The organism is Variovorax ureilyticus, from assembly GCF_037889935.1.
GTDB lineage: Bacteria > Pseudomonadota > Gammaproteobacteria > Burkholderiales > Burkholderiaceae_C > Variovorax > Variovorax ureilyticus.
Genome location: NZ_JBBKZU010000011.1, coordinates 139,862 through 152,210, shown reverse-complemented (window position 1 = coordinate 152,210; position 12,349 = coordinate 139,862). Strand labels below are relative to the sequence as shown.

The 12,349-nt window shown below is 68.2% G+C and carries 14 protein-coding genes; 6 read left to right on the top strand and 8 right to left on the bottom strand.

The annotated features are described in order from the left end of the window. Positions 1–26: 26 nt before the first annotated feature. The 6 genes from WKW77_RS23725 (at position 27) to WKW77_RS23700 (ending at position 5,196) form a co-directional block, all read left to right on the top strand. Positions 27–1,634, top strand: coding sequence for an MFS transporter (locus tag WKW77_RS23725; protein WP_340359343.1), 1,608 nt, complete (start codon positions 27–29; stop codon positions 1,632–1,634). 100 nt (positions 1,635–1,734) lie between these two features. After that, on the top strand, positions 1,735–3,156 hold the full coding sequence (aspA, locus tag WKW77_RS23720; protein WP_340359342.1) for an aspartate ammonia-lyase: 1,422 nt from the start codon (positions 1,735–1,737) through the stop codon (positions 3,154–3,156). A gap of 7 nt (positions 3,157–3,163) precedes the next feature. Then, positions 3,164–3,442, top strand: a complete 279-nt coding sequence (locus tag WKW77_RS23715; protein WP_340359341.1) for a hypothetical protein — start codon at positions 3,164–3,166, stop codon at positions 3,440–3,442. Beyond that, positions 3,439–4,050 carry a LysE family translocator gene (locus tag WKW77_RS23710; RefSeq protein ID WP_340359340.1) on the top strand — a complete coding sequence of 204 codons (612 nt, stop codon included), beginning with the start codon at positions 3,439–3,441 and terminating at the stop codon, positions 4,048–4,050. The genes WKW77_RS23715 and WKW77_RS23710 overlap by 4 nt, the downstream gene beginning before the upstream one ends. Positions 4,051–4,157: 107 nt before the next feature. Then, complete coding sequence (locus WKW77_RS23705) at positions 4,158–4,529, top strand: hypothetical protein (RefSeq protein ID WP_340359339.1); 372 nt, start codon at positions 4,158–4,160, stop codon at positions 4,527–4,529. Positions 4,530–4,539: 10 nt separating this feature from the next. Then, a complete protein-coding gene (locus WKW77_RS23700) occupies positions 4,540–5,196 on the top strand; it encodes an ATPase (RefSeq protein ID WP_340359338.1) in 657 nt (218 codons plus the stop codon). A 15-nt stretch (positions 5,197–5,211) separates the two neighbouring features. Here the strand turns inward: WKW77_RS23700 and WKW77_RS23695 are convergent, their stop codons facing one another. From WKW77_RS23695 to WKW77_RS23660, 8 genes are read right to left on the bottom strand one after another with little or no spacing between them, the layout of a single operon-like run. Continuing rightward, a complete protein-coding gene (locus tag WKW77_RS23695; protein WP_340359337.1) occupies positions 5,212–5,973 on the bottom strand; it encodes an SDR family NAD(P)-dependent oxidoreductase in 762 nt (253 codons plus the stop codon). Positions 5,974–6,022: 49 nt separating this feature from the next. Continuing rightward, a complete protein-coding gene (locus WKW77_RS23690) occupies positions 6,023–6,937 on the bottom strand; it encodes a LysR family transcriptional regulator (RefSeq protein ID WP_340359336.1) in 915 nt (304 codons plus the stop codon). 27 nt (positions 6,938–6,964) lie between these two features. Next, positions 6,965–7,303: a 4Fe-4S dicluster domain-containing protein gene (locus tag WKW77_RS23685; RefSeq protein WP_340359335.1), complete on the bottom strand. Its 339-nt coding sequence runs from the start codon at positions 7,301–7,303 to the stop codon at positions 6,965–6,967. A gap of 25 nt (positions 7,304–7,328) precedes the next feature. Further along, positions 7,329–8,105: an enoyl-CoA hydratase-related protein gene (locus WKW77_RS23680; RefSeq protein ID WP_340359334.1), complete on the bottom strand. Its 777-nt coding sequence runs from the start codon at positions 8,103–8,105 to the stop codon at positions 7,329–7,331. Beyond that, positions 8,102–9,268, bottom strand: coding sequence for a CaiB/BaiF CoA transferase family protein (locus WKW77_RS23675; RefSeq protein WP_340359332.1), 1,167 nt, complete (start codon positions 9,266–9,268; stop codon positions 8,102–8,104). The genes WKW77_RS23680 and WKW77_RS23675 overlap by 4 nt, the downstream gene beginning before the upstream one ends. Beyond that, the gene (locus WKW77_RS23670) at positions 9,265–10,644 is read right to left on the bottom strand and encodes an FAD-dependent oxidoreductase (RefSeq protein WP_340359331.1); all 1,380 of its coding nucleotides are present in this window, start codon (positions 10,642–10,644) and stop codon (positions 9,265–9,267) included. Before WKW77_RS23670 ends, WKW77_RS23675 begins: the two co-directional genes overlap by 4 nt. A 60-nt stretch (positions 10,645–10,704) precedes the next feature. Next, on the bottom strand, positions 10,705–11,553 hold the full coding sequence (locus WKW77_RS23665; protein ID WP_340359330.1) for an ABC transporter permease: 849 nt from the start codon (positions 11,551–11,553) through the stop codon (positions 10,705–10,707). An 11-nt stretch (positions 11,554–11,564) separates the two neighbouring features. Further along, positions 11,565–12,347 (bottom strand): ABC transporter ATP-binding protein, encoded by a 783-nt coding sequence (locus WKW77_RS23660; protein ID WP_340359329.1) that lies wholly within the window; start codon positions 12,345–12,347, stop codon positions 11,565–11,567. Positions 12,348–12,349 lie beyond the last annotated feature (2 nt).

The following is a 12,349-nucleotide window of genomic DNA, read 5'->3' as shown; positions in this document are numbered from 1 at the left end:
CGACGCCCGCCGATGGATTCCCGCGCTTGAACACACCCGCTGCCACCGCCACGTCCGCGCCATCCATCTGGAGTCCCCTGAAGACCGAGGCCTTTCGCGGGCTCTGGACAGCCGGCAGCCTGTTCTTCGTCGGCAACGCCATGCTGAACATGGCCGCTTCGTGGCTGATGATCGAAATCACGGGCTCGTCGTTTCTCTCGGCGCTGGTGCAGACGGCATCCTTTCTTCCGATGTTCCTGCTGTCGCTGCCGGCGGGCGTGCTGGCCGACACCACGCACCGCCGCAGGCTGATGCTGCGCGTGCAGGGCATCTACGCGGCCGCGGCCCTGCTGCTGACCGCGCTCGCGTTCGCAGGGTGGGCCGGGCCGACGACCTTGCTCTTCTTCACCTTCCTGCTCGGCGTTTGCACCGCACTGCAATCGCCGTCGTGGAACTCGGCGGTCAGCGATGCGGTGGGCCGCAGGCAATTGCCGCAGGCCATCACGCTGATCTCGATGTCCTTCAACGGCGCACGCGCGGTCGGGCCGGCGCTCGCGGGGCTGATCTTCGCGTGGACCGGCGGCGGCGCGGTGTTCGCGATCGCGGTGCTCACCGCCATCGGCATGAGCTACGCCACCCGGCGCTGGCCCCCTGCGCCTCCCACGGTCGGGAAGCTGCCGGCGGAACGGCTCTGGGGCGGCATGCTCAGTGCGCTGCGCTACGCGCGCCATTCGCCGGCGATCTTCGCGCAGCTCGTGCGCACCGCCGCCTACGCAGGCCTCGGCTCGGCCCTGTGGGCGCTGCTGCCCGTGATCGCGCAGCAGCGGCTCGAACTCGGCGCAGCCGGCTTCGGCCTGCTGATGGCGTGCCTGGGCAGCGGCGCGGTCGCGGCAGGCTTCTTCGTCGGGCGCATGCGGTCGCGCTACGGGCTCGACACCCTGGCGACGGGCTGCTGCGTGATCTTCGCCACCGCCATGCTGGTGGGAGCGCTGGTGACGTGGCACCTCCTCGTCTACGTGACCTTCGTGATCGGCGGTGCGGCGTGGATGACGATGATGTCGACCTTCAACGCCGCCACGCAGACCAGCGCGTCGCCCTGGGTGCGCGCAAGGGCGGCGTCGATGCACACGCTGTGCTCGCTCGGCTCCTTCGCGCTCGGCTCGGCGTTGTGGGGTGCGGTCTCCAGCCTGCTGGGACTGACGGCGGCGCTGTGCCTTGCCGCCGCCGGCATGCTCGCGAGCGTGGCGCTCGCCAGGCCCTATCCGCTGCGCATGGGCGCGGACGACGAGGTCACGCAGGTTGCGCAATCCGACGACTTCTCGCTCGCGAGCGAGCCGGAGTTCGAAGCCGGCCCCGTCGCGGTCGAAGTGGTCTATTGCATCCGCGAAGCCGATGCCTCCCGATTCCTCGATGCGGTTCGGCTGCTGGCGGTGCCGCGCCGGCGCGATGGCGCGACCTTCTGGCGCATCTATCGCGACCTCGGCGATCCGACGCGCTACGTCGAGCGCTTCATCGTCACTTCCTGGGCCGACTACCTGCGCCAGCGCTCGCGTGCCACCGTGGCGAGCACGGAACTCGAAGCAGCCGCCCGCGCCTTCCAGGTGGAAGGCGAGGCCGTGGTCACACGGCACTACCTCGCCGAACGCAGCTCCTGAGCGGAAGAAGAGGCATTGGCCAGCGCGCACGCCGCGCGCTACGATGGCTGCGGTCTCGAACGCATTCCGCTTCTTTCCATCCGCGAAACCAGGAGGAGACATGAGCAACGTACGGATCGAACACGACCTGCTCGGCGACCGCGAGGTCCCGGACGACGCCTACTACGGCGTCCACACACTGCGGGCCAAGGAGAACTTCCAGATCACCGGCACCACCATCTCGGCCTATCCCGACTTGATCGGCGCGCTGGCCTCGGTCAAGCAGGCAGCCGCGGAAGCCAACACCGAACTGGGCCTGCTGGAGCCCGCCCTGCGCGATGCGATCGTCGCCGCATGCCGCGAGATCCGGCGTGGCTCGCTGCACGACCAGTTCGTGGTCGACGTGATCCAGGGCGGCGCGGGCACTTCCACCAACATGAACGCGAACGAGGTGATCTGCAACCGCGCGCTCGAGATCCTCGGCCACCAGCGCGGCGAGTACCAGTACCTGCATCCGAACGAGCACGTCAACATGGCGCAGAGCACCAACGACGTGTACCCGACCGCGATCCGCATCGCGACCTGCTTCGCGATCGAGCGGCTGCTCAAGGCCATGGAATACCTGCGCACCGCGTTTGCCGCGAAGGCCGAGGAGTTCGCGGACCTGCTGAAGATCGGCCGCACGCAGTTGCAGGACGCAGTGCCCATGACGCTCGGCCAGGAGTTCTCGACCTACGCGGTGATGATCGAGGAAGACATCGCGCGGCTGACCGAAGCCTCGGCGCTGATCCGCGAGATCAACCTCGGCGCGACCGCGATCGGCACCGGGATCACGGCGCACCCCGACTACGCCGGCAAGGCGCTGGCCGCGCTCTGCGACATCACGGGGCTGGATCTCTCCACGGCACCGAACCTGATCGAAGCCACGCAGGACTGCGGCGCGTTCGTGCAGCTGTCGGGCGTGCTCAAGCGCATCGCGGTGAAGCTGTCGAAGACCTGCAACGACCTGCGCCTGCTGTCGAGCGGCCCGCGCGCCGGCTTCGGCGAGATCAACCTGCCGCCGATGCAGGCCGGCTCGTCGATCATGCCGGGCAAGGTGAATCCGGTGATCCCCGAAGTGGTGAACCAGGTGGCCTTCGAAGTATTCGGCAACGACGTCACCGTGACCTTCGCGGCCGAGGCCGGACAGCTCCAGCTCAACGCCTTCGAGCCGATCATCGCCAACGCGCTGTTCCGCAGCTTCAAGCACGTGACCAATGCGTGCATGACACTGGCCGATCTCTGCGTGAAGGGCATCACCGCCAACCCGGCGAAGCTCGAGGAAAGTATCGAGCGCTCGATCGCACTTGTCACGGCGCTCAATCCGATCATCGGCTACAAGGAAGCGACCGAGGTTGCCGCCGAGGCCTTCGCCAACGGGACGAACGTGCGCGAAGTGGTGCTGGGGCGCAAGCTGATGACCGAAGAGGCGCTCAACGAAGCATTGCGCCACGAGGTGCTGACGCGTCCGCATGTGTACGAGTCCGCACAGCGCAAGGGCTGAGCGCGCGATGAAATGGATGCACTCGAAGTCCCTACGGGTCCGGACGACGCCAGCCACCGCGACCGGTGCGCACGCCATCGGAACCGCTGCACTGGGCTCCATCGCAATCGGCGCCGTGGCCGTCAGTGCCCTGGCGATCGGTGCGCTGGCCATCGGCCGGCTCGCCGTGGGCCGGGCCCGGATCCGGCGGCTGGAGATCGACGAGCTTGTGGTCCGCCGCGTTCGTGTCATCGAAGAGTTCACGCTTGACCCCCGCAGCGGCACGCCCGAGCATCCGGATCCATGAATCTCCACACTTGGCTCATCTACCTGGCAGCAGCGATCGGGCTGTCGCTGTCTCCGGGCCCCAACGGCCTGCTGGCGCTGACGCATGGCGCGCTGCACGGGCGCCGCAAGACGCTCTTCACCATCTCCGGAGGCGCGCTGGGCTTCGTGATAGTGATCGCGCTGTCGATGTTCGGCATCGGCGCGCTGCTCAAGGCGTCGCTCACGTGGCTCACGGTCATGAAGTGGCTGGGCGGGGCCTACCTCGTCTGGCTCGGCATCCAGGTGTGGCGCGCGCCGCCGATCGGCATCGAGGCCAGCGCGCCGGCGCAGTCGCGCTCGGGCCGGTCGATGTTCGGACAGGGTGCGCTGTCGGCGCTGACCAATCCGAAGGGGATCCTCTTCTTCGCGGCCTTCCTGCCGCAGTTCATCGACCCGGCGCGCAGCCTGTGGATGCAGTTCCTCGTCATGGCCGGGACCTTCGCGGCGATCGAGATCGCCACGGAGCTGCTGATCGCCAGCATGGCCCACCGGATCAGCCCGTGGCTGCGCAAGGTCGGGCGGCGCTTCAACCAGGCGTGCGGCGGCGTGTTCGTGGCGATCGGGGTCGCGCTGCCGCTGCGTGCTTGAGGCGGAGCTGTCCTGCCCAAAACGGGCGAAATGGCTAAAATCCCCAAATCGGCCAAAATGACCAAATTTGGCAAAATGGCCGTATTGGAGATCCACCGGAGCCCGCCATGTCCAGTCCCAGCATTTCGCGTCCCGAAGCCATCGACCGATTCACGCGCGGTCTGCCGGCCGTCTCGGCCACCAACCTGGTCGCGGGGATGCAAAAGGTCACCAGCGCCGTCATGACGCACGGCGCCGTGGTCGTCACCCGCCACGACGAGCCGGCCATGGTGCTGATGTCGATCGACCGCTATCTGGCGCTCGAACAGGCGGCCGAACCCGATCTGGATGCGCTCACCCGGCAGTTCGACGACATGTTCGCCCGCATGCAGGGCGACGAGGCCGCCGAGGCAATGGAAGACGCCTTCGCGATGACCCCAGCCGAGTTGGGCAAGGCGGCGGTCCGCGCCGCGGGCGGCAGCAAGTCCGCCAAGAGGTGATCCCCCACTGATGGCCGCGCGCATCTTCGTTCTCGCGGGCGTCAACGGAGCCGGCAAGAGCAGCATCGGCGGCGCAGCGCTCCAGGCACGCAAGGTGACCTACTTCAATCCCGATCTCGCGGCGCGCACGCTGCTGGATTCCAACCCCACGCTCACGCAGGAATCAGCCAACGCGCAGGCCTGGGAAATGGGCCGCGCTGGCCTCGAACGTGCGCTGGCCGACGGCCTCAATTTCGCTTTCGAAACCACGCTGGGCGCGCGGACTCTGCCGGATATGCTGCTCGCCGGCGCGCGCAAGGGCGCGCAGGTCCATGTCTGGTACGCGGGGCTGGAGTCGCCCGAAAAGCACGTCGAACGCGTGAAGGAACGCGTGATCGCCGGCGGCCACGACATCCCCGAAGACAAGATTCGCGCGCGCTACGTGAGCAGCCGCGCGAATCTCATCCGACTGCTGCCACACCTCGCCAGCCTGCGCGTCTACGACAACAGCATCGACGGCGATCCGAAGGCCGGCGTCAAGCCGCAACCCACGCTGGTGCTGCACATGGCAGGCGGGCAGATCGTCTCGCATATCGCGCTCGACCAGGTGCCGCAGTGGGCCAAGCCGGTGGTGGCCGCGGCTTTCGACGCGGCGAAGAAGAAGGCGACGAAGGGGCGGCCGCACTGACCGCCCGCCGCGCGTTCAGGGCATGACCTGCCCGCCGTTGACCTCGATGATCTGCCCGGTGACGTAGCCGCTGGCTTGCGCGCTCGCGAGGAACATGAAGGCGCCGACGCATTCCTCGGCGGTGCCCAGCCGCCCCATCGGGATGGCACTCGCGAAGTTCTTCAGCACTTCGGGGCTGGAATGGCCGTCGTGGAACGGCGTCTCGATCACCCCGGGCGCGACCGCGTTGACGCGGATTCCGTCCTTGACCAGTTCCTTGGCCATGGTGCGCGTGATCGTCGAGACGAAGCCCTTGCAGGCCGCATAGAGCCCCGCGCCCGGCCCGCCGCCGGTGCGCGCCGCCTGCGTGGTCACGTTGATGATCGCCCCGCCGCCGCCCGCCGACATCAGCGGGATCACGCGCCGGCTCACCGCCACGACCGAGCGCGCATTGAGGCGGAACACCGCGTCGATGTAGTCGTCGTCCGCCTCCACGATGGGCGAGCGCTTGACGAAGCCGCCCGCGTTGTTGACGAGGATGTCGATGGGCCCGAACGCCTCGTGCACCGCCTGCACCATCCGGTCGACCGCGTGCGTGTCCATCACGTCGGCCTGCACGAGCAGCGCCTCGCCTCCGGCCGACCGGATGTCGCGCGCCACGGCTTCGGCCTCCGCCCGGCTGCCGCGGTAGTGCACCGCCACGCGGGCACCCGCCCGGCCCATGGCGCGCGCCACCGCCGCGCCGATGCCGGTGCTCGCGCCCGTGATGAGGACGGCCTTGTTCTTCAGATCGTTCATGGTGAGACTCTTTCGAAGGTTGAAGGAATCGCCACCACGGCGGGCATCTTCAGAGCGTCGCGGCGATGGCTTCCAGTTGGGTGAGTCGCCGGGCCATGCGGCCGACGAAGTTCTGCGTGACGTGCGGCAGCACGCGCTGCGTGGGCACCACGATGCCCACCTTCAGTCCGTTGAGCGCCTCCAGTTCGAAGGGCCGCCAAAGCAGTTCCCCGCGCTTGAGTTCCTCGATGAAGGCGATCTTGGAGAAGCAGGAGATGCCCTTGCCGCCCATGATCAGGCGCTTGAGCAAGGGCGTGGAATTGCAGGTGGCGGCCGGTTCCATGTCGTCCCAGAAGCTGGCGAACTCGGGCGACGACGCGGCGCTGATCACCGGATGCGAGCTGGAGCGCAGGAAGGGATACTTCGTGCATTCCTTGAGCGACACGGTGTCGAAGCTCGCCAGCGGATGTCCCGGCGGCATCACGATGCCGATCGGCAGGTGCGCCACGTTCATGGCCCGCACGCCACCGGGCAGCCGCCCCAGGAAGGTCAGTCCGACGTCGGCCTGCCCGGCCATGACCATCTGGGCCACTTCCATGGGCTGGGTGGAGGTGATGGTGTACGTGACGGCGGGAAAGAGCTGCAGGAACTCCTCCACCGCCGAGGGCAGCAATTCCTCGAAGAACGAATCCATGGCCGCCACCTTGACGTGGCCGGTGCGCTCGCCCTTGAGCGCATCGAGTTCGGTGCGCATCACCTGGAACTGGTGCAGCGTTTCCTGCGCGTGCTTGAGCAGCCGCTCGCCGGCCGGGTTCAGCCTGAGGCCGTTGGGCATGCGGTCGAACAGCTCGACGCCCAGCTCGTCCTCCAGCTTGTGGATCTGCCGGTTGACCGCACTGGCCGCCACGTAGAGCCGCTCGGACGCCTTGCGCACCGAACCGCAGGCCGCCACCTCGATGAAGTATTTCAGGACGCTGGCATGCATACGCCGGCCCTCCTGCCCTGCTGAACACTACGCGGCCGCTCCAACGGATGACTGCACCTTGGCGATGCCGGGATGGTCGCAGCCGCTCGCCCGGCCGTCCGCGCCGCCGGGCGAACCCAGGCCGCTGACCGCGTCGCCGAAGTACTCGCGGTTGATGGCCGTGAAATGCGCGAGCCCGGGCGGCAGTCGGGACTCCTCGTAGATGGCCTGCACGGGACAGGCCGACACGCAAACGCCGCAGTCGATGCATTCATCCGGATGAATGTACAGAGTCCGCGCGCCTTCGTAGATGCAATCGACCGGGCAGCAAGGGACGCAGGCGCCGTCCTTGCAGTCGATGCAGGCGGTGGTGATGACGTGGGCCATGACGGAGTCCCTTCGTGCGCGGGCCTCAGCGCCCTTGCCAGCGCGGCTTGCGCTTCTGCTGGAAGGCCAGCACGCCTTCGTTGGCGTCTTCCGACTGCAACGCGGCGACCAGCGCGGGCAGGCGCATGCCGTGGGCCTGCGTGGGCGACAACTGGCCGGTCTGGCGCACCACCTGCTTGATCGCGCGCAGCGACAGCGGCGCGCAGGCCAGCAGCTGCTGCACCCAGCGCTCGACTGCGGTGTCGAGCTCGACGCGCGGCACGACCTCGTTGATGAGGCCCATCTCCAGTGCCTGCCGCGCCTTGACCCGCTGCCCGGTCAGCATCATCCCCATCGCCTGGCGGTACGGGATCTGGCGCTGCAGCAGCAGCATGCCGCCGTCGAGCGGCAGCCGCCCGACCAGCGGCTCGGGCAGGCCGAAGCTGGCTTCCTCGCAGGCCACCACGAGGTCGCAGCCAAGCACCATCTCGAATCCACCACCCAGCGCGAAACCGTTGACCCGCGCGATCACCGGCACGTTCAGAGTCTCGCGCAACGCGATGCCGCCGAAGCCGCCAGGGCGGCTGGCCGCCCAGTACTCGACGCCCTTCAGGTTGCTGGTGTTCTTCAGGTCCGCGCCGGCGCAGAAGGAGCGCTCGCCCGCCCCGGTCAGCACCACCACGCGCACGTCGTCGCGCTGCTCGATGTCGTCCCAGATGCGGATCAGCTCGGCCTCGGTCGGCAGGTCGACCGCGTTGAGCACATCGGGCCGGTCGATGGTGACGCGGGCGACGTGCTCCTTGACTTCGTAGACCACGCTCATTGGGCCACCTCGCTCAATGCACGCGCTTCTTCCAGCACTTCGTCCGTGTGCTCGCCGAGCCGCGGCGGCGCGCGGCGCAGGCCGGTGGCAGCGCCCGACATATGGATGGGGCTCGCAATGAATCGCAGCGGGCGACCACTGGACGAGCCGCCGTCGAGGATCATCTCGTTGTGAAGCGTCTGCGGATCGACCAGCGCCTCGCGCATGTCACGCACCGGCGCCGAGAGCAGGTCCTGCTCCTCGAGCCGAGCCAGCCAGTACTCGCGCGTGTTGGTGGCAAAGCGCTCGCGGAAGATCGCATGCAGCTCGGCCTTGTGCTTGAACTGCGCCTGCAGGTCGGCAAAGCGCGGGTCCTGCGAGAGGTCGTCGATCTCCAGCGCGGTGCAGATATCGCGCAGCGGATTGGCCTTGAAGGCACCCACCAGAACCAGTGCCCCGTTCTGCGCCTGGAAGACGCCCGACAGCGGCATCGCCGCCCAATTCACCTCGGAGCCCTCCATCATGATCATCGCGGCCTCCTGCATCTGCATGGCCAGCATCGAGTTGTAGAGCGACACCGAGACCTTCTGCCCTTCGCCGGTGCGCTCGCGCTGCAGCAGCGCGAAGAGGATGCCCTGCACCATGTGCATGCCGGCGGTGTAGTCGGCCAGCGCGGTGGGATAGATCGACACCGGCACCGAGGCATCGGCGCGGCGCGCCATCACGCCGGTCAGGGCCTGCGCGAGCACGTCCTGGCCGCCCTTGTGCGCGTAGGGGCCGCTCTCGCCGTAGCCGGTGCCCACCGCGTAGATGATGCGCGGGTTCAGGCGCTTGCAGTCCTCGTAGCCGAGGCCCAGGCGCTCCATCACACCGGCGCGGAAGTTGTTGGTGACCACATCCGCATCGGCGATCAGGGCCTTCACCAGTTCCACCTGCGCCGGATCGCGCAGGTCGATCTCGCAGCTTCGCTTGTTGCGATTGAGGCTGCAGAAGATCGGGTTGTCGTGCCCCGCCACCGGCGCGAAGGTGGAGCGGCTCAGGTCTCCCGCGCCCTTGCGCTCGATCTTGATCACGTCCGCGCCATGGTCGGCGAGCATTTGCGTGCACACCGGGCCCATCATCACCTGGGTGAAGTCGATCACCCGGATACCGGCCAGCGGCAGCGTCTTGGTGTTGTGTGTCATGCGGCCTCCGCGAAGGAACGGGCGATCTCGGGCACATCGGCATTCGGGCCCTTCTGGTCGCCGGGGTCGGCGCCCTGTGCGCGCAGCGTGCGCTGCAGCTTGCCGATGTCGACCTTGCGCACGGCCACACCGGCGTCGAGCGCCAGCGCGGCGGCGGTGCCGGCGGCCTCGCCCATCGCCATACACGGCGGGATCTCGCGCGAGATCTTCTGCGCCGCCGAGGTCGACGAGTAGTGGCGGCCCGCCACCAGCAGGTTCTCGACGCTGCGTGGCACCAGCGAGCGATACGGGTAGTAGTAGTCGCGGCCGCGCGCCACGCTGTCCTCGAAGCGCACGCGCTGCGTCACGTCGTCCTTGCTCATGACGTACTCACCTTCGAGCAGACGGGTCTGGCGCACGCCGGTCTGCGGCGCGAGGTCGATCAGGTAGCAGTCCGCAAAGCCGGGCAGCCGGGCACGGATGAACTCGATCACCTTGTGGATGGTCGCGCGGCCCTGTACTTCGGCGCGGGTCAGGTCGGCCACCTTCAGGCCGTCGAGGCCCGCCATGTGCGGGCAGTTGCACCACACCACGCCCGGCAGCGGCGTCTTGAGCCACCAGCTGTCCCAAGCACCGCCCAGGAGGTGCTTGACCTCGCGGTCGATCGCCTGGAAGGCCGCCGGCTCCTCGTGCTCGAAGCGCTCGGCTTCCTCGGTATCGACGCCGCCGAGGCGGAACACCGTGGTCACGATGTAGGCGCCACTGACATGCGGCGCGCCGGCCGAAGCGGCCACGTCGAGGTCGCCGGTGGCATCGATCACCACTTTGCCGAGGATGGCCTCGCGGCCGCTCTTGCTTTCGCAGATGACGCCCTTGACCTGGCCGTCCTCCACCAGCGTGCGCGAGAACCACGAATGCAGGCGCAGGTTGACATTGGCCTGCAGCACCATCTCGAGCGAGGCGCGCTTGAAGGCGTCCGGATCGAAGGCGGCCGCGAAGCAGATGGGGTGCGGCTTCTCCTTGCTGTGGAAGTCGAAGGTGCCCCAGCGCTTCCAGCGGCGGACCGACTCGGGGAGGCTCCCCCAGTCCTTCTGCTTCGGGTACTCGGCGAGGCCGCGCTCGGCCATGCGCTCGATCATTTCGAGGCAGATGCCGCGCACCGAAATCTCCTGCAGGTGGCTGTCCCACATGTCGTCGAGCACCAGCACCATGCCGCCGGAAGCCAGGCCGCCGAGGTGGTTGTAGCGCTCCAGCAGGGTCACGCTCGCGCCATTGCGCGCTGCAGCCAGCGCCGCCGCCTGTCCGGCGGGGCCGCCGCCGACCACCACCACGTCCGATTCGGCTGCGACACGAATGTCGTGCGCGCTCTCATGCATCCAATCGCCAATACGGCTCATCACTATCTCCTTGATTGAGGGGGGATGGAGCGGCGCGCAGCGCGCCGTGCTCCTTGGGGTTCAGTGGCTGCTCTCGGGCTGCCAGCGGATGACGAGGCGCTCGGCCACGGTCACGAGCAGGAAGAAGAGGCCGGACAAGGTCGCACTCATCACGATCGCGGCGTAGAGCAGCGGCGAGTCGAAGTTGAAGGTGGCCTGCAGGATCATGGCGCCGATGCCCACGGTCGCGCCGACCCACTCGCCCACCACCGCACCGATCACGCTCATCGACGCGGCGATGCGCAGGGCCGAGAAGAGGTAGGGCAGCGAATTGAGCAGGCGCAGCCGCAAGAAGATCTCGGTCTTGCTGGCCGACAGCACGCGCATCAGCTCCATGGCCTGCGGGTTCACCGACTCCAGCCCGCGCACCATGTTCACCAGCGTGGGGAAGAAGCACACCAGCGCCGCGATGGTGATCTTGGGCTCCATGCCGTTGCCCATGATGAGCACCAGCACCGGCGCCTTCGCGACCAGCGGAATGGCGTTGAACATCAGCACCACGGGGAAGAAGATGTCCTGCAGCGTCTTGTTGTGCACGAAGACCGTCGCGATCGCGATGGCCGCGAGGTTGCCCAGCAGGAAGCCGCCGGCCGCCTCCAGCGCAGTGGGGATCAGGTTGTCGAGCAGCACCGCGCGCTTGGCGTAGAGCGTCTCGACCACCGCCCACGGCGAAGGCGCGATGAAGGGCTTGACGTCGAAGACGACGATCACCGCCCACCACAGGGCGACGAGCCCGCCGATGCCCAGCGCGGGCAGCACGCGGCGTCGCCAGAGCTTCCTGCGCCGCGCAACGGCCCAGGCGGTGTACTCGGGATCGGCGGCCACGGAAGCACGCACGGTCACGGGAGTTTCGAGGGAACTGGTGGTCATGTCGGCGGCCTTCAGCAGGTTTCCAGCACGCGGCGCAGGTGGCCGGTGAGCTGCACGAATTCGGGGGTCTCGCGGATGTCCAGGGTGCGGTCTTCCGGCAGGTCCACCGGCACGATCTCGCGCACCCGCCCGGGGTTGGCGGCCAGCATCAGCACTCGCTGGCCGAGGAAGGCCGCCTCGTGGATGCTGTGCGTGACGAAGAGGATGGTCACGGCGGTCTCCTTCCACACGCGGCGGATCTCCTCGTTGAGCCGGTCGCGCGTGATCTCGTCGAGCGCGCCGAAGGGCTCGTCCATGAGCAGGATCTTCGGATCGCTCGCCAGCGCCCGCGCGATCGACACGCGCTGGCGCTGACCGCCGGACATCTCGTGCGGCCAGGCGTTGGCGCGGTCCTTCAGCCCGACCAGCTCCAGCAGTTCCTTCGGCGAACGGCGGCCCTTGCGGCTCGCACCGCCACCGACTTGCAGCGGCAGCTCCACGTTCTGCAGCGCGGTGCGCCAGGGCAGCAGCGCCGCGTCCTGGAACACGAAGCCGATGTCGCGGCGTTGACGCGCCTGCTCCGGCGTTGCGCCGAGCACGCTGACGCTGCCGCGGCTCGGCGCCTGCAGGTCAGCCACCACGCGCAGCAGCGTGGACTTGCCGCAGCCCGAGGGGCCGAGCAGCGTCAGGAACTCGCCCTGCGCCACTTCAAGGTCGAGCGACTTGATCGCGGTGACGTCACGTCTCTCGGTGAAGAAGCGCATGCCGACATCGCGGCACGAGATCGCGGGTGCGTCGTTGAACACGGCAGCCATGG